Origin of the sequence: Micromonospora olivasterospora (assembly GCF_007830265.1) — a bacterium.
In the GTDB taxonomy this organism is placed as follows: domain Bacteria; phylum Actinomycetota; class Actinomycetes; order Mycobacteriales; family Micromonosporaceae; genus Micromonospora; species Micromonospora olivasterospora.
This window is the reverse complement of record NZ_VLKE01000001.1, coordinates 1,122,413-1,140,780: the sequence shown is the minus strand read 5'-3', so window position 1 is coordinate 1,140,780 and position 18,368 is coordinate 1,122,413. Positions and strand designations below refer to the sequence as shown.

Genomic DNA, 18,368 nt, shown 5'->3' with positions numbered 1-18,368 from the left:
GGTCCTGCGTGGTGACCGGCGGCGGGCGCGGGGTCGGCCGGGCGATCGCCGAGCGGCTGCTGGCCGACGGGTACGCCGTGGTGGTGCTCGAACACGACCCGGCGGCGGTGGCCTGGACGGGTTCGCACCCGGCCGGCGACCGGCTGCGGACCGTGGTCGGGGACGCGGGCGACGAGGATGTGGCCGCCCGGGCGGCTGACGTCGCCGAGCAGGCCGCCCCGCTGGCCGGCTGGGTCAACAACGCGGCGGTGTTCCCGGAGGCGTCGGCCGACCGACAGCATGGCGCCCGGCGAGCTGGCCGACCTGATCGGGCTCAACGTGCGCCTCGCCGTCGTCGGCGCCGCCACGGCGGTACGCAGGTTCCTGGCCGCCGGTACGGGCGGGGCGATCGTGCACGTCTCCTCCCGCCAGGCCCGCCGGGCCGGTGTCCGGTGCCCTGCCGTACTCGGTGGCGAAGGCGGCCGTCGAGGGGCTGACCCCGCGCCCTGGCGGTCGACCACGGCCGGCAGGGCATCCGTAGCAACGCGGTCGCGCTCGGCTCGGTGGTCACCGAGCGGTACGAGGCGTTCCTGGCCGGGCAGGAGCCGGCCGCGGCGGCGCGGATCGAGGCGGAGCTGGGGGTACTGCACCCGGTGGGTCGGATCGGCCGCGCCGAGGAGGTGGCGGCGGCGGTGGCGTACCTGCTGTCGCCGGAGGCCAGCTTCGTCAACGGGGTGACCCTGCCGGTGGACGGGGGACGGGCGGCACTCGGCCTGGACCCCGAGGCCCGTCCGCCCTCCCCTTAGCACACCAGGTGCATGATCAGGCGGTTGTCCACAGGCCGCCCCGCCGTCCACAGGTGCCGCTCGCCCGGCCGCGTACAGGCGGATCGCCGGCCTAGCCTCGCGCCGTGTCAGACGACGAGGAGACGACCGTACGGCGGCGCCTGGGCCGGCTGCTGCCCGGCCAGCCCGCCGAGCCCTCCGCCGCCGCGGTTTCCGGCGTGCCTGGGCGGGAGTCCTCGCCCGGGAGCGGGCCCGCGGCGGGGCCGCACGGTGCTTCGACCGGGCACGGCGGCACGGGGTCGGCCGGGGAGCGGTTGGCTGCCGCCGGGCCGTCCGACGTGGTGCCGGCTGTCCGGCCGGTGGCTGCCGTCCCGGTGCCGCCGGTCGTGCCGCCCGAGGAACGGTGGGCGCCGGTGGCTGCCGTCCCGGTGCCGCCGGTCGTGCCGCCCGATGAACGGTGGGCGCCGGTGGCTGCCGTCCCGGTGCCGCCGGTCGTGCCGCCGGAGGAACGGTGGGCGCCGGTGGCTGCCGAGCCGACCGAGCGGCCCGTGCCCTGGCCGGGCGAGACCGCCGCCGGCTCGGGCATCCGCCGCGCCCGCCGGCGCGCCGGGTCGGCCGCGCCGGCGGACCGCCCGCCGCCCGGCGCTCCGCCGCTCGGCCCGCCGTGGCGAAAGGAGCCCCGAACCCGCGAAGATCCGTCCTGGCCGGATCACCCGTCGGCGGTCGGCCGGCAGCACCGCGGTGACGACCCATTGGACGGCGACGACCCGGCCTGGCCCGGCGAGGAGGCACCCGACGCGGAACCGGCGTCCGAACGGAGGCGGTCCCGGCTGCCGGGGCCCGGCGCGTTCGACCCCGGCCGGCGGGGCGTCCGGGCCCTGGCCGCCGTCGCCGCCGTGGTGGTGCTCGTGGCCGGCTTCTGGGCCTGGCGCTCGCGCCCGCGGCCCGAGCCGGTCCGGGCCGTCGCGTCCGCCGCCGGCCCCGAGGCGTCCCAGCCGGCGGCCCCGACAGCACCGGGGGCTCCCACCGCGTCGGCCGGCGGGGAGCTGGTGGTCGCGGTGGCCGGCAAGGTACGCCGACCGGGGCTGGTCCGGGTGCCGGCGGGCGCCCGGGTCGCCGACGTCGTGCAGGCGGCCGGCGGGGCGCTGCCCGGCGTGGACGTGGCGCTGCTGAACCCGGCCCGCAAGGTCACCGACGGGGAGCTCATCCTGGTCGGCGTCGCCGCCCCGCCCGGCCAGCCCGCCCCGCCGGCGCGGCGCCGCCCGCTGGCGCCCCCGCCGGGGCCGGCACCGGCGGCCTGGTCAACCTGAACACCGCCACACTGGCGCAGCTCGACGCGCTGCCCGGCGTGGGGCCGGTGCTTGCCCAACGGATCCTGACCCACCGTGACCAGCACGGCGGTTTCCGCTCGGTGGGCGACCTGCGCCAGGTCGAGGGCATCGGCGACGCCCGGTACGAGCAGCTCAAGGACCTGGTGACGGTGTGAGTCGTCCCGCCGAACCGGCCGTTGGCGCGGCGACCGTCCCCGACCTGCGGCTGGCCGGGCTGGCGGTGGCCGCCTGGCTGGCCGCCCTGACCTCCCTGCACCTGGCCGCGCACACGGCTGCGGCGCTCGCCGCCGGTGCCGCCGGGCTGGCCGCGCTGGGCTCGGCGCACCTGCTCGCCGTGCTCGGGCGTCCCGCCCCGACCGTCCGCCGGTACGGGTGGATCGCGGTCGCGGTGCTGCTCGGCGTGGTGTGCGGGGCGACAGCGACCGCCGCCCGACTGGCCGTCCGGGACGCCCCCGCCGTCCGCGCCCTCGTCGACGACCGCGCCGCGGTCGACGCCGAACTGGTCGTGCGGGACGACCCGCGCCCGGCCCGGGGCAGCACGGGCGGGCCGGCGACCCTGCTGGTACGCGCGGAACTCGTCGCCCTGACCACCGTCGACGGGCGGCGGGTCGCCGCGCCGCTGCGCGTCCTGGTGCTCGCCACCGACCCGGCCTGGCGGGGCCTGCTGCCCGGCCAGCGGCTCACCGCCGAGGGGCGGCTCGGCGCGCCGCGCGGCGGCGATCTCACCGCCGCCGTGCTCGCCGCCCGCACCGCGCCGGTGCTGCACGGGCCGCCGCCGTGGTCGCAGCGCGGGGCCGGCACACTCCGCGCCGGCCTGCAACGGGCCTGCGAACCACTGCCCGACGAGCAGGGAGGCCTGCTGCCCGGCCTCGTCGTGGGCGACACCAGCCGGCTGCCGCCGACGGTGGAGGAGGACTTCCGGGCGACCGGGATGACGCACCTCAACGCGGTCTCCGGCTCCAATGTCGCCATCGTCGTCGGGGCGGTCCTGCTGCTGGCCCGCTGGGGCCGGGCCGGCCCCTGGCTGGCCGCCGGGCTGTGCGCGGTGGCCCTGGTCGGCTTCGTCATCCTCGTCCGCCCCTCACCGAGCGTGGTGCGTGCCGCGACGATGGGCGCGATCGGCCTCGCGGCGCTCGCGGCCGGCCGCCCGCGGCCGCCCTGCCGGCGCTCGCCGCGGCGGTGGCCGTCCTGGTGCTGGTCGACCCGGACCTGGCCGGGGATCCCGGGTTCGCGCTGTCCGTGCTGGCCACCGGCGGCCTGCTGCTGCTCGCCCCGGCCTGGCGGGACGCGCTGCGCCGGCGGGGCGTGCCGCCCGGGCTGGCCGAGGCGCTCGCCGTGCCGGCCGCCGCGCAGCTCGCCTGCGGCCCGGTGGTCGCCGGGATCTCCGGGACGGTGAGCCTGGTGGCCGTACCGGCGAACCTGCTCGTGGTGCCGGCGATCGCGCCCGCCACGGTGCTGGGCGTGGCCGCGGCGGTGCTCTCGCCATTCTGGCCGGCGGGCGCGGAGTTCGCGGCCTGGCTGGCGAGCTGGCCGGCCTGGTGGCTGGTGGTGGTGGCCCGGTACGGGGCTCGGCTGCCGGCGGGCACCCTGCCGTGGCCGGGCGGGCTGACGGGTGCGTTGCTGCTGGCCGGGCTGACCGTCGCGCTGCTGGTCGCCGCCCGGCACCCGGTCGTGCGCCGGCTGGTGGCGGTGCTCGCCGTCGCCGTGATCGTCGGCACCCTGCCGGTGCGGTTGGTCGCCAGCGGCTGGCCCCCGGCCCGGTGGGTGGCCGTGGCGTGCGCGGTGGGGCAGGGGGACGCCCTGGTGCTGCCGGTGGTCCCCGGCCGGGCGGTGGTCGTCGACGCGGGCCCCGACCCGGCGGCGGTGGACGGCTGCCTGCGCCGGCTCGGCGTACGTGAGGTGTCGCTGCTGCTGTTCAGTCACTTCCATGTCGACCACACCGGCGGGGTCGCCGGGGTCTTCCGTGCTCGCCGGGTGGCGGGCGTGCGTACGCCGCAGTGGCCCGAGCCGGCCGCGGGGCGGGACCTGGTCCGGGGCGCGGCGGCCGGGGCGGCCGGGGCGGGGACGGCTCCGGCGTCGGCGGGGTGGACGTACCGCGAGGGCGCCGTCGAGCTGGTGGTGCTCGGGCCGCCGTACCCGATGCGGGGCACCCGGTCCGACCCGAACAACAACTCGCTGGTGCTGCTCGCCACGGTGGCCGGGGTGCGCATCCTGCTCATGGGGGACGCCGAGACCGAGGAGCAGCGGGCCCTGCTCGACCGCGTGCCGGCCGGCGGGGTGCGGGCCGACGTGCTGAAGGTCGCCCACCACGGGTCGGCGTACCAGGAGCCGGCGTTCCTGGACGCGGTCCGGCCGAGGGTGGCGCTGGTGCCGGTGGGGACGGGCAACTCGTACGCGCACCCGAACCCGGCCGTCCTCGCCCGGCTCGCCCGGGGCGGGGCCCGGGTGCTGCGTACGGACGTCGACGGGGACCTCGCCGTGGTCCGGCACGGGGAAGGGCTCGCCGTGGTGGCCCGGGGAACGCCGCCGGGTCGGCGGTCGTGAGGATCGAAGGTCGTTGGCGGCATTGACGGGTAAGTGAGGTAAATGTCTGGATTTGCGCTGAGTGCGGGCTCCACCGCCGTAGGGCCCGACGAGCAGGCACGAAGCCGCAGCCGGGCGTGCGAATATGGGCGACGTGACCTCGGCCGACCTCGCTCCCATTCTGCTCGTCCTCGGCGACGAGGAGCTGCTCGCCACGCGCGCGGTGGCCGAAGCCGTCGCGCGGGCCCGCGCCGTCGACCCCGACGCGGACGTCCGGGAGTACCAGGCCGGCACGCTGACCGTCGGCGAGATCGCCGAGATGCTCAGCCCGTCGCTGTTCGGCGGCCGGCGGGTGCTGGTGCTGCGCTCCGGCCAGGACGCCCGCAAGGATCTGGTCACGGCCCTGCTGGCGTACGCGAAGAACCCCGATCCCGACGTCCACCTGGTCGTCCTGCACCTCGGTGCCGCGAAGGGCAAGGCGTTCGCCGACGGGCTGCGGGCGGCGGGCGCGACGGTCGTACCGGCGGCCAAGCTCAAGGGTCACCGCGAGCGGGTGGCCTTCGTGCGGGACGAGATCCGCCGGGCCGGCGGCAGGTGCACCGAAGACGCGGCCGAGGCGCTCATCGCGGCGGTCGGCACCGACCTGCGCGAGCTGAGCGCCGCCTGCTCGCAGCTGATGGCCGACACCGACGGGCGGATCGGGGCCGACACGGTGGCCCGCTACTACAAGGGGCGGGTGGAGGTGACCGGCTTCACCGTCGCCGACGCGACCATGATCGGCGACGTGCCGGCGGCGCTCGAGGCGCTGCGCTGGGCGCTGCACGTCGGCGTCGACCCGGTCCCGATCGCCGACGCCCTGGCCGACGGGGTCCGCACCGTCGCCCGGGTGGCCGCGGCCGGGCGGGGCGACCCGTACCAGCTGGCGAGCACCCTGGGCATGCCCGCCTGGAAGATCAAGAGTGCCCAGCAACGGGCCCGGGGCTGGACGCCGGAGGGCCTGGTGGAGGCGATGAGGGCCGCCGCGGAGTGCAACGCGGCGGTCAAGGGCGGCTCGGACGACCGGGCGTACGCGTTGGAACGGGCGGTCTTCGCCGTCGCGGCCGCCAGGCAGGGCGGCACCCGGTGAACCGTCCGATCCCGGCGTCGTGGGCGACCGTGCCCACCGAGGAGGAGCGCTACCGCCCCCTCTATGCCCGGGCCCTCGGACTGCGGTTCGTCAACCCCGGCGGCGTCCTCTGCTTCCTCTTCTTCGAGGGCAGCGTCGCGCTCGCCGTCCTGCTCGCCCTGGCCGAGCTGGTCACCTGGTGGGCGGTGCTGATCCTGCCCGCCGCCGTGGCAGCGATGGTGAAGCTCAACGACATGGTGGCGGCGGCGGTGGTGCGTACCGCCGCGCTGGTGCCGGAGCAGGAACGGGACCGGTTCCGCCGCCAGATGGAGCCGGTGATCGGCCGGGCCCAGGTGCGGGGGATCGGCGCGTACGCCGTCCCCGAGGCGCGCGGGCTGGCGGGCCGCGCCCGCGCCGACGGTTCCGAGCCCTGAGCGCCCGCACGGCGGCCGCCCGGCGCGGTCCCCGCTGCGGCCCGGCCCCGGCGCGGTCCCGCTGCGGCCCCCGGCGCGGTCCCCGCTGCTGTCCCCGCGATGTCGGCGATATGGCGGGGTCGGCGTGATCGGGTTGCCGTCATGTCGGCGGTGTGGCGGGGTCGGGGGTCGGGTTGCCGCGATGTCGGCGGTGTGGCGGGGTCGGCGGGGTCGGGTTGCCGTCATGGGTCGGCGGGGTCGGGTTGCCGTCATGTCGGCGGTGTGGCGGGGTCGGCGGGGTCGGGTTGCCGTCATGTCGGCGGTGTGGCGGGGTCGGCGGGTCGGGTTGCCGCATGTCGGCGGTGTGGCGGGGTCGCGGGGTCGGGTTGCCGTCATGTCGGCGTGTGGCGGGGTCGGCGGGTCGGGTTGCCGTCATGTCGGCGGTGTGGCGGGTCGGCGGGTCGGGTTGCCGTCATGTCGGGGTGTGGCGGGTCGGCGGGGTCGGGTTGCCGCCATGTCGGCGTGTGGCGGGGTCGGCGGGGTCGGGTTGCCGTCATGTCGGCGGTGTGGCGGGTCGGCGGGGTCGGGTTGCCGCGATGTCGGCGGTGTGGCGGGGCGGCGGGGTCGGGTTGCCGCGATGTCGGCGGTGTGGCGGGGAAGGCGCCGGCGATGTGGCGGGGAAGCGCCACCGGGGTGGCGCGGGGTAGACACGCGGAAAAGCCCCGGGTAATCCCGGGGCTTTTCGTTAGGGTCTGCGGTCGCCGCCTCAGGCGGAGAACGAGGCCACGCGCTTGGCGATCGCCGACTTGCGGTTCGCCGCCTGGTTCGCGTGGATCACGCCCTTGCTGGCCGCCTTGTCCAGCTTACGGGCGGCGTCTCGCATGAGGACGGTCGCCTTCTCGGTTTCACCGGCCTCGGCGGCCTCGTGGAACTTCCGGATGGCGGTCTTCAGCGACGACTTGACCGACTTGTTGCGCAGCCGGCGCTTCTCGTTCTGCCGGTTGCGCTTGATCTGGGACTTGATGTTCGCCACGCGACAGCCTCGTCCTATAGCTCGGGTTGGTCTGGTTCTACGCTCGACGAGCATGAGTCATCGCCGCGCGAAAAGCCAGGTTACCAGGTCCGCCGCGACGAGCCAAAACCGCGCGGGCCGGCCGGTGCCGACCGGGCCCGGCCGGCCCGCGCGGTGGCCCGCGCGGTGGCCCGCGCGGTGGCCCGCGGCGGGCAGCGCCCGGGCAGCGCCCCGGGCAGTGCGGCGGGCCCTGACCGCCCGCCGCGCGGGCCGGCCCGCGCCGAACCGCTCACCTCCACCCCTGGCGGACGGCGAGCCAGTCGAGCGCCTGCTCGCCGCTCCACCGCTGGTGGGCGCGGATGTGCGGGGAGGCGCTGGTCGGGCCGGCGGCGGCCGACGTGAGCAGGTACCCGGCGAGTGCGGCGAGGGTCACGTCGAGGGCGTCCGGGGGCGCGCCGGCTGCCGCCGGGTGCCGGGCGAAGAGCGTGTCGGCGTCCAGGCCACTCGCGTACGCGGTGATCAGCAGACTGACCAGGTCGAACCAGGCCGGGCCGTGGCACAGCCAGTTCCAGTCGCAGAACCAGGCCCGCCCGGCCCCGTCGATCAGCACGTTGTCCAGCCGCAGGTCGCCGTGGGCCAGGCCGCCGCGCGCGGCGTACCCGGGCAGGCGCGACTCCAGCGCGACCAACTCGGCCGTCCGGCCCCGTGCCGCCGGCGGCAGGTCCGGGGCGGGCTCCCGGCCGGCGGCCACCTCGCCCCACCACAGGATGTCGTCGCGGGCGAGGTCGGCGAGCCGGGGCAGGCCGAGCGCGACGAGTTGCGGCGGCGACCAGGCCAGCGCGGCGGCCACCTCGGCGTACCCGGCAAGCGTGGCGTCGAGGTCGGTCGCCGTCCAGGGCAGCGCGGGCGTCCGGCCGTCGACGGCGTCCAGGCCGAGCGCGAACCAGCCGGCCGCGGTGACCGTCCACCTCGGGCGAGGGACCGGCAGGCCGGCGGGGAGCCGGTCGAGGACGGCGGCCTCCCGGGCGTACCAGTCGACGAGGTGTCGCTGGTCGGCCAGCGACGCCGCCTTGACGAACGCGCGCCGGCCGTCGGCGGTCTCCAGCACGGCGGCGAAGCCCCGGGTGAAGCCGGCCCCCGCGACCCGGGCCGCCGCCACGGGCGCGCCCAGCCGCCCGGTCACCGCCGCCCGCAGCCCGGCCGGCAGCTCAGCCCACGCCGGGCGCTGGGCGGTCGCGTCGTACGGCACCGGGGGCAGCGAGATCGCGGGCACCCCACCGATGCTGCCCCACCGGCGCCACGGCCCGGTGTGCGGCTGGCTGTCGGCGGCCTCTGCCAGACTGGCGAGCCATGAGGACCGACGACTTCTGGCAGCTGATCGACCGCGCCCGCGCGGGCGGCGGGGCAGAGCCGGCCGCGGTCGCCGCCCGCGCCGTCGCCCTGCTGGCCGAGCGGGCCCCGGAGGAGATCGTCAGGTACGCCCACCACCAGCGGCGGGTGCTGGCCGCCTCCTACAAGGTCGACCTGTGGGGCGCGGCGTACCTGATCAACGGGGGCGCCTCCGACGACGGGTTCGAGTACTTCCGGGGCTGGCTGATGACCCAGGGCCGGGCCGTGTTCGCGCGGGCGGTCGCCGACCCCGACTCCCTCGCCGAGCTGCCGCCGGTCCGGGCCGCCGCGCTCAGCGGCGCGGAGTTCGAGTGCGAGGACATGCTGGCGGTGCCCTGGGAGGCGTACCGGAAGGCGACCGCGGCCGACCTGCCGGCGGGCCGTGACCCGGTGCCCGTGCCCGACCTCAACGACTTCTGGGACTTCGACGACGAGGCGGAGGCCGCCCGGCGGCTGCCCCGGCTCGCCGCCCTCTTCGTCGAGCCGCCGGAGGAGTGAGCCGGCCCGGCGCGGCGAGGGCCGGCCCGGGCGGAGCGCGGGGCGGGCCGCCGGGGGCGGTCGGGGCGCCGGGAGGAGTGATCCGACCGCGCCCGGGGCGACGTGGGAGCATAGAGGGGGCCGGCGTCGCGCCGGCCTGCTCACGTCAGCCGACCAGAACGGACCGCTGTGCCACCGACGCTCGATTCCGGCGCGAACGCTCCTGGTGCCACCGACCCGGCGCGCATCCGGAACTTCTGCATCATCGCTCACATCGACCACGGGAAGTCGACCCTGGCCGACCGGATGTTGCAGCTCACCGGCGTGGTCGACCCCCGGCAGATGCGCGCGCAGTACCTCGACCGGATGGACATCGAGCGCGAGCGCGGCATCACCATCAAGAGCCAGGCCGTGCGGATGCCGTGGGCGATCCGGGAGGGCGACCGGGCCGGCGAGCAGGCCGTCCTCAACATGATCGACACCCCGGGTCACGTCGACTTCACCTACGAGGTGTCCCGGTCCCTCGCGGCGTGCGAGGGCGCGATCCTGCTGGTCGACGCCGCGCAGGGCATCGAGGCGCAGACCCTGGCGAACCTCTACCTCGCGCTCGAGAACGACCTGCACATCATCCCGGTGCTCAACAAGATCGACCTGCCGGCAGCGCAGCCGGAGAAGTACGCCGAGGAACTGGCGCACCTGATCGGCGGCGACCCGGCGGACTGCATCAGGGTCTCGGGCAAGACCGGCGAGGGCGTGCCGCACCTGCTCGACGAGATCGTCCGGCAGTTCGTCCCGCCGGTCGGCGACGCCGCCTCGCCCGCCCGAGCGATGATCTTCGACTCGGTGTACGACGTCTACCGGGGCGTGGTCACGTACGTCCGGGTGATCGACGGCCGGATCGGCGCCCGCGACCGGATCAAGATGATGTCGACCGGCGCCACCCACGAACTTCTGGAGATCGGCGTCATCTCCCCGGAGATGCAGAAGGCCGACGCGCTCGGCGTCGGCGAGGTCGGCTACCTGATCACCGGTGTGAAGGACGTCCGGCAGTCCCGGGTCGGCGACACGGTCACGATCAACACCAACCCGGCGAAGGAGGCCCTCGGCGGCTACAAGGACCCGAAGCCGATGGTCTACTCGGGCCTCTACCCGATCGACGGGTCCGACTACCCGAACCTCCGGGACGCGCTCGACAAGCTCAAGCTCAACGACGCCGCGCTGGTCTACGAGCCGGAGACCTCTGGCGCGCTCGGCTTCGGCTTCCGCTGTGGCTTCCTCGGCCTGCTGCACCTGGAGATCATCCGGGAGCGGCTGGAGCGGGAGTTCAACCTCGACCTGATCTCGACCGCGCCGAACGTCGTGTACCGGGCGATCCAGGAGGACGGCGAGGAGGTCGTGGTCACCAACCCGAGCGAGTACCCCACCGGCAAGATCGCCGAGGTGTACGAGCCGACCGTGCGGGCCACCGTGCTCACTCCGAACGACTACGTCGGGGCGGTCATGGAGCTGTGCCAGGGCCGCCGGGGCAGCCTGCTCGGCATGGACTACCTCTCCGCCGACCGGGTGGAGCTGCGCTACACCCTGCCCCTCGCCGAGATCATCTTCGACTTCTTCGACCAGCTCAAGAGCCGTACCAAGGGCTACGCCTCGCTGGACTACGAGCCCTCCGGTGAGCAGGCGTCCGACCTCGTCAAGGTGGACATCCTCCTGCACGGCGAGCCGGTGGACGCGTTCAGCGCGATCGTGCACAAGGACAAGGCGTACAACTACGGCGTCAACATCGCCGCGAAGCTGCGCAACCTGATCCCCCGCCAACAGTTCGAGGTGCCCATCCAGGCCGCCATCGGCAGCCGGGTGATCGCGCGCGAGACCATCCGGGCGATCCGCAAGGACGTGCTCGCCAAGTGCTACGGCGGTGACATCAGCCGCAAGCGCAAGCTGCTGGAGAAGCAGAAGGAGGGCAAGAAGCGGATGAAGATGGTGGGCCGGGTCGAGGTCCCCCAGGAGGCCTTCATCGCGGCGCTCTCCTCCGACAGCGGCGACGGGAAGGCCCCCGGCAAGAAGTGAGCCCGGGCCGGCGCGCGCCGGTCACCCTCCGCCGCGCTGCCGGCACCCACGGCGTACGCCCGGGTGCCGGCCGTCTGCGTACCGCCCGCCGCTCGCCGGGCCCCTCGGCGTACGGATCACCGCCGGCACTGGCCGCCGCTGGCGAGACCGGGCCGGCTCGGCCACTCACGCCCGAGCGTGTCTCTGCGCCAACAGTCCGCACTGACCGCTGGTAGCGCCCGAATCGCTGATGGGCGAGGTGGCCCTCCCGGTGGAGCGCCCCTGCGCCGCGGAAGAACGGCTCTGGTTTGGATTTTCGGGCGCCCGGGAACTTGTCGGCCAACGACAGCAACAACCCATCGTTGCGACGGAATCTGAGGAGGGCGACGTGGAGCTCACCGTTTGGGGCATCATCACCGCGCTCGTTGTCGGTCTCATCGTCGGTGCTCTGGGCCGTCTGGTCGTCCCGGGTCGGCAGGACATGCCGATGTGGCTGCACATGCTCGTCGGCGTCGGCGCCGCGTTGCTCGGCACCGTGCTCGCCCGCGCCATGGGCATCGCCACGGAGACCGCGGGGGTCGACTGGGGCGAACTGCTGGTCCAGGTCGTGCTGGCCGCGATCGGCGTGGCTCTGGTCGCCGGCGTCGGCCGGCGCCGCAGCATCACCCACCGTTAGGCACCGACGCCAGGCGCGTACGCGGGCGGGCGCCCGACCACCAGTGGTCGGGCGCCCGCCCGCGTGCGGCGGCGTGTGGTACGTCCTCGTGTCCGCCGGGTGGCCCGAGCCGGGCGGCCGGCGGTCCGGCATTCCGCCGGTTCCCAATCGTCCCGCCGCTGCCCAATCGTCGTCCCTTCTCGACGGCCCGGCCGCGTCCCGCCCCCACCCGTGTGAATGGGGGTCGCGGAAGGGTGGGGAAAACAGTCCACATCTCCTGTGCAAATTCCGCGGGGGAGCGGACCTGCCGCCGAGAGGACCCCGCCGACCTGGGAGAACGTCCGCTCTGGGCCCGTCCTCGGGTTGGTCGCCCGGATCGGCCGGTTTGGACTTTCCGGCGCCCGGGAACTTAGCGGTCACGACAGAGAATGACCGTGAAGCTTTCTGAGGAGAACGACAATGACCGTCACCGGAATCATCACCGCGCTCATCGTCGGTCTGATCGTGGGCGCGCTCGGCCGCCTGGTCGTCCCGGGCCGGCAGGACATGCCGATCTGGCTGCACATGCTCGTCGGCGTCGGCGCCGCCCTGCTCGGTACCGTGCTGGCCCAGGCGATCGGCATCTCGACCGACACCCCCGGTGTCGACTGGGGTGAGCTGCTGGTCCAGGTGGTCGTCGCCGCCATCGCGGTCGCGATCGTGGCGAGCATCGGTGGCCGCCGGGGTGTCACGCACCGGTAGCTCCACCTCCCGCGAACGGGCGCCCGGCCTGCCTACGGCCGGGCGCCCGTTCGCGTGGGTACGCCCCGGATCGTCCCCGCGGTGGACTGCCCCCGCGCCCATCGCCTGCGGTGCAGAACACCAAGCTGACCCCGCTCACCCCCAGGTGGGTCGAGGTGAGCCGGACCAAGACGGTGACCCAGGCCATGAACAGCTCGGTCATCAAGGGTCAGAAGACGGTCGAGAAGGCCACCGCCGACGCGGCCGCCGAGATGGAAAGCATCCTCAACGCGAAGTGACCACGCTGACCCAGGCGCCGGAGACGACCGCCGCGCGGGAGACCCCCGCGCGGCGGCGTCGCCGGGTGGACCGCCTGCCGTACCTGCTGCTCCTGCCCTGCCTGGTGATCATCGGCGTGCTGCTGCTGTGGCCGCTCGGCCAGGTCGTGGTGATGTCGTTCTACCGGCTCAACAACGTCCGGCAGCTGCGCGGCGACCGGGAGTGGCCGTGGGTCGGGTTCGGCAACTACGCCGAGATCCTGGGCGACCCGTTCTTCCTCACGGTGCTGCGCAACACGGTGCTCTTCGCCGTGGCCAACGTGGTGCTGACGATGATCCTGGGCACCCTGGTCGGGCTGCTGCTCAACCGGCTCGGCAGGCGCATGGCCACCTTCGTGGCGAGCTGCGTCATGCTGGCCTGGGCCACCCCGGCGCTGACCGGCACGATCGTCTGGAAGTGGCTGTTCGACGACACCTCCGGCCTGGTGACGTGGCTGTTCAACGCGTTGCCGGACGGGCTGTCCGAGGCCCTGTTCGGGCGCAGCGACTGGACCGGGTACGGCTGGTTCAACTCGCCGCTGCTGTTCTTCGCCATCCTCACCCTGGTGGTGGTCTGGCACTCGTTCCCGTTCATCGCCGTCAGCGTGCTGGCCGGGCTGAAGAGCGTGCCGAGCGAGCTGCACGAGGCGGCCCGGGTCGACGGCGCCGGGCCGTGGAAGGTCTTCTGGAAGGTCACCTTCCCGCTGCTGCGTCCCGTCTTCGGGATCCTGGTGGTGCTCTCCACCATCTGGGACTTCAAGGTGTTCACCCAGCAGTTCGTGCTGGCCGGCGGCACCCAGGACCGGCCGACGTTCATGCTCTCGATCTACTCGTACGCCGAGGCGTTCTCCCCGCCGCCCAAGTACGGCCTGGGCGCGGCGATCGCGGTCGTCCTGACGTTGATCCTGCTGCTGGTGACCGGGATCTACGTACGCATGGTGCTGAAGCAGGAGGAGGATTCATGAGGCGCGGCGCGGTGCTGAGGCGGGCCGCCCTCAACGGCGCCGGCCTGCTGGTGGCGGCGTTCGCGGCGTTCCCGGTCTACTGGATGATCGCGACGTCGCTCAAGCCCAACCGGGAGATCTTCGCGGCCACGCCCCGGCCGGTGCCGGCGGAGCCGACGCTCGAACACTACCGGGAGATCCTCACCGGCAACCTGATCCCCGGCGTCACGTTCGCGGACTTCTTCGTCAACAGCGCCCTCGTGGCGGTGTCCACCGTGGTGCTCAGCGGCCTGGTCGCGCTGCTGGCGGCGACCGCGGTGGCCCGGTTCCGGTTCAAGCTGCGGACGAGCTTCCTGATCATGCTGCTGGTGGTGCAGATGATCCCGCTGGAGGCGCTGGTCATCCCGCTGTTCCTGATGATCCAGCGGCTCGGCCTGTACAACACGCTGCCCAGCCTGATCCTGACGTACCTCGGCTTCTCGCTGCCGTTCGCGGTCTGGATGCTGCGCGGCTTCGTGGCCGCCGTACCCAAGGAGCTGGAGGAGGCCGCGGCCATCGACGGCGCGAGCCGGGCGCAGACGTTCCGCCGGATCCTGTTCCCGCTGGTCGCGCCCGGCCTGGTGGCGACCAGCACCTTCTCGTTCATCACGGCCTGGAACGAGTTGATCTTCGCGCTCACCTTCGTCAACGACCAGGACCGGTACACCCTGCCGGTGGCGATGACGTTCTTCTTCGGCCGGGACGACACGGCGTGGGGGCCGGTGATGGCCGCCTCGACGCTGTTCACCCTTCCGGTGCTCGTCTTCTTCCTGCTCGTGCAGCGTCGGATGGTCTCCGGCCTGGTGGCGGGCGCCGTCAAGGGCTGAGGTGCAAGGAGGGCCCTTCTTGACGCCTGGCGTCGAGAAGGGCCCTTCTGACACCCCGCTGCCGGGTGGGCCGGCGGGCCGGTCGACCCCGTACCCGGCGCGCCGCCGGCCCCCGGCCGAACGCCCGGTCCCCGTAGGCTGGGACGCCATGACGGGCAGACTGGTGGCGGTGAACCTCGGCGTGGTGACCGAGGCGGAGTGGGCCGGCGACGCGAGCGGCCGCAGCGGGATCGACAAGCGACCGGCGGACGGGCCGGTGGCGCTCGGGGTCGACGGCGTGGCCGGGGACTTCATCGGGGAGCGGGCCCACCACGGCGGCCCCGACCAGGCGGTGTACGCGTACGCCGAGGAGGACGCGGCGTGGTGGGTGGCCGAGCTGGGCCGCGAGCTGCGGCCGGGCGCCTTCGGCGAGAACCTGACGACGTACGCGGTGGACGTGACCGGGGCGGTGATCGGGGAGCAGTGGCTGGTCGGTTCGGCGCTGCTCCAGGTGACCAAGCCGCGTACCCCGTGCACCACGTTCGCCGGATTCTGGGGAATGCCGGATCTGATCAAGCGGTTCACGGCGCGGGCCGCGCCCGGGGCGTACCTGCGGGTGCTGCGCGCCGGGGAGGCGGGCGCGGGCGACCCGGTGGAGGTGGTGGAGCGGCCGGCGCACGGGGTGACGATCGGCGAGGTGTTCCGGGCGACCAGCCTGGAGCCCGAGCTGCTGCCCCGGCTGCTGGACGCCCCCGACCTGCCGGAGTCGATCCGGGACAAGGCCCGCCGCCGGCTCGCCGGGGGCGCGGGCTGACCCTGGGGCCGCCCGGCCGCCTGGAGGGTCGAAAAAGGCCCCCTGCGTCGGCAGGGGGCCTTTTCGCACAGCTCAGCGGAGCCAGGGGATGCTGCGATCGAGCAGGCCGCGCTCCTTCAGCTCCTTACGCAGCGGGATCTCGTCGTCGATGTACCCGTTCCAGTTGATGCCCCAGTAGTTGGCGGTGTGGGTGCCCTCGCCGCAGAGCTGGCGCTGCACCGGCGTGCGGTTGGCCCACCACTCGCCGTCCTTGTCGATGTGCAGCTCGTCCAGCGGGCGGATCCACCGGTACGTGTACCCGACGAAGAGCATCTTGCGGGTGATGTTGGACAGGTTCGTCGACCGGGAGTGCCACTGGCGACGGTCGAAGATGAACGCGTCACCCGGGTTGGCGGTGATCTCCACCGTGCCCTCCGGGTCCGGGTTGTGCACCGTCAGGTCGTCCGGCCGGGGCAGCGAGTTCCACAGGTGGCTGCCCGGGATCACCTTGGTGGCGCCGCGGCCGGTCTCCGACAGGTCGGAGAGCACGTACGCCACCTTCAGCGAGAACATCGGCCGGGGCAGGTTCGGGTCCATGGTCTCCGGGTCGGAGTTCTGCCGGTACCCGTCCTGGTGCCAGCCCCAGTACGGCTTCTCCGGCTCCAGGGCCGGCGGGGTGACGTCCAGGTGGTTGTGGTGGGTGTAGATGTTCCACCCGGCCAGGCCCCACATGTAGGGGAAGGCGATCGGGTGGGTCAGCAGGTCGCCGAAGAGCTCGTCCCGCTCCAGGAAGCCCAGCAGGTGCAGGGTGCCGTCCTTGGTGGTGTTGCCCTTGGCCTTCTCCTCCGCGTAGACGCGGTCGACGGCCTCCTCCAGGGCGGCCCGGTGGTCCTCCGTCAGCACGTTCCGCAGCAGGAGGAAGCCCTGCTCGTGGAACTCCTTGCGGTCGGTGTCGCTGATCGGTTCGTAGCCGGTCCGGCCGTCGTAATCGAACACCGCGTGGTACCCCTCCCGATGAGAAGCCATCTCTGGCACAGCAGCCGATGGTACTGCGCGAGCCGCCGAGGTTGGGGACTGGCGGGGGTGCGTAACGGGCATGTCGGACCAACCGCAGTTATTCGATTACCGAGTGCGATGAAGGCGTGGCGAATTGCGGCTATCGCCGCGCATGCCGGATTGTGCGGTGACCGTGTGTGCGCTGATTGGCCGACCGGGTCGACCTGAGCCCGGGCGAGTCGGGCGAGTCGTGGGCCCGCCTCAGGAGTCGGCGAAGACCTCCGCGAGCACCTGCCCGGTCGCGGCGGAGGCCTCGGACGCCCGGCCCCACGTCCCGCCGCGGGCCGTCCACTCCAGCCCGCCGAAGCGCACGCTCTTCACCCCGTGGTCCGAGGCGTGCGAGACCAGCCAGTGCGCGTACCGCCAGCCGACGCGCTGGTCGCCGGCCGGCACCGCCAGCCCCGTCGGGTCGGCCGGCGGCGTCGTCTCGGGCAGCCCCCAGTCCAGCCGCAGGCCCCGCACCAGGGCGGTCGCGGCGGCCTCGCCGCGCATCGCCGGCGTCGAGCCCACCGTGCAGGCCACCGCGCCGGTGGCGTCGCCGAGCAGCGCCCGGGTCAGCACCTGCGACTCGTCCGCCCACTTCTCGTACGCCTCGGGGTAGGCCGACCGCTGCACCTTCTGCGCCGCCTCGGTGACCCGCATCTTCTCCCAGCCGCGCACCCGCTTGAGCGCGGCGTAGAACCTCTTCGTCGCGTACCGCGGGTCGCGGATCTCCTCCGCGGTGCCCCAGCCCTGGCTCGGCCGCTGCTGGAACAGGCCCACCGAGTCCCGGTCGCCGCCGGCGAGGTTGCGCAGCCCGGACTCCTGGTACGCGGTCGCGAGCGCGACCACCACGGCCCGCTCCGGCATCTTCCGCTGGGTGCCGATCGCCGCGATGGTGGCGGCGTTGGCCATCTGGTCGGCGTCCAGGCGCACCTCGCCGTCGGCCTGGACGGTGCAGGTGCGGCTGGCCAGGGGGAGCCGCAGGTGCTGCCCGACCTGCCGGACGACGAGCCAGATCCCGACGACGGCGAGGACCGCGACGACGACTCCGGCCGCGACGACTGCCCGACTTCGCACCCGCACCCCCCCGTTCGACGGCGTCCGACAAGAGTACGTCCCTCCTGCCGCGCCCGGCTCGTCCGACCGGTTCGCTCCGCCCCCGCCAGGCCAGCCTGTAGCCCGAGAATGCCCACACATTCGCGGAAAGAGTGGCCAAAGCGCCGGCTGGCCCCACCCTCCGGGACAGCCCGGCGGCTCGCCGGGGCGGGGGCCGTCCAGGACCGTCCAGGACTGTCCAGGACCGTCCGGAATCCCGGACGGAGCGCCCGGCGGCGCGGCAGCATGAGGCGGATCGGACGATCCGGTTGAACGACCCGTTACGGAACGAGGAGCAGGATGTTGTCCCGAACCGCACGCACACCGAGACTGCTGTCCGCCGGCCTGCTGCTGGCCGCCACTGTGCTCGTCGGCGGCGCCGCACCCGCGTCGGCGTCCGCCGACACCACCGTCCCCGCCCGCGCGGCCGTCGCCGGGATCGGGACGATGGACGCTCCCGACAACGCGGTGCCCGGCTCACCGCCCACCGGCCTGCACTGCACGGCTACGCAGGGAGTGCAGGGCTGCTTCAAGAAGTACGGCGACCAGTGGTGGGTGCAGGACACCGCCAGCGACGTGACCGCGTACGCGGCGGTCTTGTGGGAGAACCACCTCCGCGACGGAAGCGGCTCCTGGGGCCTGTACCGCTCGGGAGAGTGCAACAACCGCCTCGGCGACGGCCGGTGGGGCGTCTGCAACAAGGACTACTGGGAGGACTCGAGCCACAACGCCTGGGGCGGCTACGGCAGCCGGCTGCGCTGGCGCTCCTGCGGCGTGTACGGCTGCACCAGCTGGTCGAACTGGGTGTACAACGACCTGTAGCCGTCCGCGGCCGGCCGCCCGTCGGCAGGCGACCGCCGAGAGGTGACCGTTGCCCCACCGCGTCCCCGCGCCGATCGGC

At 74.3% G+C, this 18,368-nt stretch carries 17 protein-coding genes and 2 pseudogenes; 15 read left to right on the top strand and 4 right to left on the bottom strand.

Translation table 11 applies throughout. From position 1 onward, the window contains the following. Window positions 1–8 precede the first annotated feature (8 nt). From JD77_RS33370 to JD77_RS04960, 6 genes and pseudogenes are all read left to right on the top strand, one after another. Window positions 9–476, top strand: a complete 468-nt coding sequence (locus JD77_RS33370) for an SDR family NAD(P)-dependent oxidoreductase (RefSeq protein WP_342799633.1) — start codon at window positions 9–11, stop codon at window positions 474–476. 9 nt (window positions 477–485) lie between these two features. Continuing rightward, window positions 486–785 carry an SDR family oxidoreductase gene (locus tag JD77_RS33365; RefSeq protein WP_281292167.1) on the top strand — a complete coding sequence of 100 codons (300 nt, stop codon included), beginning with the start codon at window positions 486–488 and terminating at the stop codon, window positions 783–785. 731 nt (window positions 786–1,516) lie between these two features. After that, window positions 1,517–2,250: pseudogene (locus JD77_RS04975) on the top strand (ComEA family DNA-binding protein). Then, a pseudogene (locus tag JD77_RS04970) lies at window positions 2,247–4,639 on the top strand (ComEC/Rec2 family competence protein). The pseudogenes JD77_RS04975 and JD77_RS04970 overlap by 4 nt, the downstream one beginning before the upstream one ends. A gap of 124 nt (window positions 4,640–4,763) precedes the next feature. Next, the gene (gene holA, locus JD77_RS04965) at window positions 4,764–5,744 is read left to right on the top strand and encodes a DNA polymerase III subunit delta (RefSeq protein WP_145773239.1); all 981 of its coding nucleotides are present in this window, start codon (window positions 4,764–4,766) and stop codon (window positions 5,742–5,744) included. Then, window positions 5,741–6,157, top strand: a complete 417-nt coding sequence (locus tag JD77_RS04960) for a hypothetical protein (protein ID WP_387228593.1) — start codon at window positions 5,741–5,743, stop codon at window positions 6,155–6,157. The genes holA and JD77_RS04960 overlap by 4 nt, the downstream gene beginning before the upstream one ends. Before the next feature lie 745 nt (window positions 6,158–6,902). Here the strand turns inward: JD77_RS04960 and rpsT are convergent. Then, window positions 6,903–7,169, bottom strand: a complete 267-nt coding sequence (gene rpsT, locus JD77_RS04955; RefSeq protein ID WP_145773238.1) for a 30S ribosomal protein S20 — start codon at window positions 7,167–7,169, stop codon at window positions 6,903–6,905. A 268-nt stretch (window positions 7,170–7,437) separates the two neighbouring features. Beyond that, complete coding sequence (locus tag JD77_RS04950) at window positions 7,438–8,430, bottom strand: phosphotransferase family protein (protein WP_246141211.1); 993 nt, start codon at window positions 8,428–8,430, stop codon at window positions 7,438–7,440. A 68-nt stretch (window positions 8,431–8,498) separates the two neighbouring features. On the opposite strand from JD77_RS04950, the gene JD77_RS04945 reads away from it, so the two are divergent. The 8 genes from JD77_RS04945 (at window position 8,499) to JD77_RS04910 (ending at window position 15,355) form a co-directional block, all read left to right on the top strand. Continuing rightward, window positions 8,499–9,035: a DUF4240 domain-containing protein gene (locus JD77_RS04945; protein WP_145773236.1), complete on the top strand. Its 537-nt coding sequence runs from the start codon at window positions 8,499–8,501 to the stop codon at window positions 9,033–9,035. A gap of 168 nt (window positions 9,036–9,203) precedes the next feature. After that, the gene (lepA, locus tag JD77_RS04940) at window positions 9,204–11,081 is read left to right on the top strand and encodes a translation elongation factor 4 (RefSeq protein WP_145773235.1); all 1,878 of its coding nucleotides are present in this window, start codon (window positions 9,204–9,206) and stop codon (window positions 11,079–11,081) included. A gap of 367 nt (window positions 11,082–11,448) precedes the next feature. Beyond that, window positions 11,449–11,736 carry a GlsB/YeaQ/YmgE family stress response membrane protein gene (locus tag JD77_RS04935; protein WP_145773234.1) on the top strand — a complete coding sequence of 96 codons (288 nt, stop codon included), beginning with the start codon at window positions 11,449–11,451 and terminating at the stop codon, window positions 11,734–11,736. Between the two features lie 438 nt (window positions 11,737–12,174). Then, window positions 12,175–12,456 (top strand): GlsB/YeaQ/YmgE family stress response membrane protein, encoded by a 282-nt coding sequence (locus JD77_RS04930; RefSeq protein ID WP_145773233.1) that lies wholly within the window; start codon window positions 12,175–12,177, stop codon window positions 12,454–12,456. A 110-nt stretch (window positions 12,457–12,566) separates the two neighbouring features. Further along, window positions 12,567–12,734: a hypothetical protein gene (locus JD77_RS04925; RefSeq protein ID WP_246140527.1), complete on the top strand. Its 168-nt coding sequence runs from the start codon at window positions 12,567–12,569 to the stop codon at window positions 12,732–12,734. Next, window positions 12,731–13,717: a carbohydrate ABC transporter permease gene (locus tag JD77_RS04920; protein ID WP_145773232.1), complete on the top strand. Its 987-nt coding sequence runs from the start codon at window positions 12,731–12,733 to the stop codon at window positions 13,715–13,717. The genes JD77_RS04925 and JD77_RS04920 overlap by 4 nt, the downstream gene beginning before the upstream one ends. Next, window positions 13,714–14,562: a carbohydrate ABC transporter permease gene (locus JD77_RS04915; RefSeq protein WP_342799632.1), complete on the top strand. Its 849-nt coding sequence runs from the start codon at window positions 13,714–13,716 to the stop codon at window positions 14,560–14,562. The genes JD77_RS04920 and JD77_RS04915 overlap by 4 nt, the downstream gene beginning before the upstream one ends. A gap of 148 nt (window positions 14,563–14,710) precedes the next feature. Continuing rightward, window positions 14,711–15,355, top strand: a complete 645-nt coding sequence (locus JD77_RS04910) for an MOSC domain-containing protein (protein WP_145773231.1) — start codon at window positions 14,711–14,713, stop codon at window positions 15,353–15,355. 72 nt (window positions 15,356–15,427) lie between these two features. Here the strand turns inward: JD77_RS04910 and JD77_RS04905 are convergent, their stop codons facing one another. Continuing rightward, window positions 15,428–16,330: a phytanoyl-CoA dioxygenase family protein gene (locus tag JD77_RS04905; protein ID WP_246140526.1), complete on the bottom strand. Its 903-nt coding sequence runs from the start codon at window positions 16,328–16,330 to the stop codon at window positions 15,428–15,430. Window positions 16,331–16,591: 261 nt separating this feature from the next. Further along, a complete protein-coding gene (locus JD77_RS04900; RefSeq protein WP_170286383.1) occupies window positions 16,592–17,455 on the bottom strand; it encodes a hypothetical protein in 864 nt (287 codons plus the stop codon). Window positions 17,456–17,767: 312 nt separating this feature from the next. Here JD77_RS04900 and JD77_RS04895 point away from each other — a divergent pair, with 312 nt between their 5' ends. After that, the gene (locus tag JD77_RS04895) at window positions 17,768–18,289 is read left to right on the top strand and encodes a hypothetical protein (RefSeq protein WP_145773230.1); all 522 of its coding nucleotides are present in this window, start codon (window positions 17,768–17,770) and stop codon (window positions 18,287–18,289) included. Window positions 18,290–18,368 lie beyond the last annotated feature (79 nt).

What these genes read in the sequence shown, in the direction of transcription:
- holA (WP_145773239.1), top strand. Translation starts at nt 4,764, where the DNA reads ATGGGCGACGTGACCTCGGCCGACCTCGCTCCCATTCTGCTCGTCCTC.
- JD77_RS04930 (WP_145773233.1), top strand. Translation starts at nt 12,175, where the DNA reads ATGACCGTCACCGGAATCATCACCGCGCTCATCGTCGGTCTGATCGTG.
- JD77_RS04945 (WP_145773236.1), top strand. Translation starts at nt 8,499, where the DNA reads ATGAGGACCGACGACTTCTGGCAGCTGATCGACCGCGCCCGCGCGGGC.
- JD77_RS04910 (WP_145773231.1), top strand. Translation starts at nt 14,711, where the DNA reads ATGACGGGCAGACTGGTGGCGGTGAACCTCGGCGTGGTGACCGAGGCG.
- JD77_RS04895 (WP_145773230.1), top strand. Translation starts at nt 17,768, where the DNA reads ATGTTGTCCCGAACCGCACGCACACCGAGACTGCTGTCCGCCGGCCTG.
- JD77_RS04915 (WP_342799632.1), top strand. Translation starts at nt 13,714, where the DNA reads ATGAGGCGCGGCGCGGTGCTGAGGCGGGCCGCCCTCAACGGCGCCGGC.